The sequence below is a fragment of the Pedobacter psychrodurus genome (genome assembly GCF_032678585.1).
In the GTDB taxonomy this organism is placed as follows: domain Bacteria; phylum Bacteroidota; class Bacteroidia; order Sphingobacteriales; family Sphingobacteriaceae; genus Pedobacter; species Pedobacter psychrodurus_A.
Window position 1 is genome coordinate 1 of sequence record NZ_JAVTSN010000115.1, and the last position, 1,747, is coordinate 1,747.

The 1,747-nt window shown below is 42.9% G+C and carries 1 protein-coding gene; it reads left to right on the forward strand.

All coding sequences use genetic code 11. The features are described 5' to 3' along the window. Positions 1-117: 117 nt before the first annotated feature. Positions 118-1,653 carry an IS1182 family transposase gene (locus R2S57_RS30265; protein WP_316848638.1) on the forward strand — a complete coding sequence of 512 codons (1,536 nt, stop codon included), beginning with the start codon at positions 118-120 and terminating at the stop codon, positions 1,651-1,653. The last annotated feature ends 94 nt before the right edge of the window (positions 1,654-1,747 follow it).

The following is a 1,747-nucleotide window of genomic DNA, read 5'->3' on the forward strand; positions in this document are numbered from 1 at the left end:
AGAGGCTGTCTCAAAAAGGCAGTCTCTTTTTTGTGGAAAAAAAATTAATTTTCGACCTGTTTAAATTTGGTTTATTGCTCTGAATTTCAGATATTTAAGTATAAATAATTGAGATTTATGCCAGTTCAAAAACCAGTTTTCAAGCCCTATTACCAGGACCAGATGATGGCCATTCCGCCTACTTTGGATGAACTTGTGGCAAAAGGTCATCCAGTTCGCATCGTGAACGATATCATTAACCGAATCAATATCCAGGGCCTCCTGGATGCCTATAAGATCAAGGGCACCTCGAGCTACCATCCACAAATGCTGTTAAAGGTTTTGGTATATGGATATGTAAGTAATGTCTATAGTAGCAGAAAGCTGGAGGTAGCCTGCAGGGAGAACATCAACTTTATGTGGCTTAGCGGTATGAGCTATCCTGATCACAATACCATTAACCGTTTTCGTGGCGTTCGGCTTAAGGAGGCACTTCGCAGTGTATTTGAGGAGGTGGTAAAACTTTTGGCTGCAGAAGGCCGGTTAAGCATTGAAGATATCTATACCGATGGTACCAAGATAGAAGCCAATGCCAATAAATATACCTTTGTGTGGAAAAAGGCTATTCAGACCAACAAGGAAAAGATGAAGAAAGCCTTAAGTGAAATCTGGCAATATGCCCAAAGTGTTGCCAAGGTGGAAGATGGCCTGCCTGAACCGCCGGATCTTACCGACATTGACACTGAAAAGGTACAGCAGACTGTGGATACGCTCAATGCAGTGTTGGCAGAAAAAACGGATCTGGACAAAAAGGTCAAAGCGAAGCTGAGGTATGTAACCAGGGAATATCCAGAAAAGATAGCAGAATATGAAGCTAAAGAAGCAATTCTGGGGGATCGCAACAGCTTTAGTAAAACCGATACCGATGCGACTTTCATGCGAATGAAGGAAGACCACATGCAAAATGGCCAGCTCAAGGCAGCTTACAATGTACAGATATCAACCTCTAACCAGTTCATCGTAAATTACACCATCCATCCGAACCCTACTGATACCACCACACTAAAAGAGCATCTGCAGCAGCATGAAGCCAGTTTTGGAAAAACCCCGAAAACCATTACCGCAGATGCAGGGTACGGCAGCGAGGAGAATTATGAGATTCTTGAAGCCGGCGAGATTGAGGCTTATGTGAAATACGGTATGTTCGATAAAGAGCAGAGTGAAAGCCACAATAACAAGAAACCATTTACCCAGGACAAATTATTCTACAATCAGGAACAGGACTGTTATATATGTCCTATGGGGCAAAAAATGCACTATATCGGCGATAGCAAGCGGCTAACAAGTACCGGGTTTGAGCAGACCAGCAAAAGGTATCAGGCAAAAAATTGCGCTACCTGCCCACTCAATGGCGCCTGCCACAAATCCCAGGGGAATAGGATTATAGAGATAAACGAGAATCTGGGGCGACATAAAGCAAAGGCATATCAGCTACTGAACAGTGAAAAGGGAATGGAGAAGCGAAAGCAAAGGTGTCATGATGTTGAACCAGTCTTCGGGAATATTAAACAGAACCATGGGTTCCGCCGCTTCATGCTCCGCGGCAAGGAAAAAGTGGCAATAGAATGGGGATTATTGGCAATCGCACAAAATGTTAGAAGAAAAGCAGCCTAAAAGGGCTTGCTTTTGCTGCTTTTATCAAAATAATGGTTAAATAAAATATTCTAGCCAGCAACAGACAGATAACACTCCAGATTTATTTAAACAC

Bases quoted from the DNA above. Each gene is read 5' to 3' on its own strand.
- R2S57_RS30265 (WP_316848638.1), top strand. From the start codon at position 118: ATGCCAGTTCAAAAACCAGTTTTCAAGCCCTATTACCAGGACCAGATG.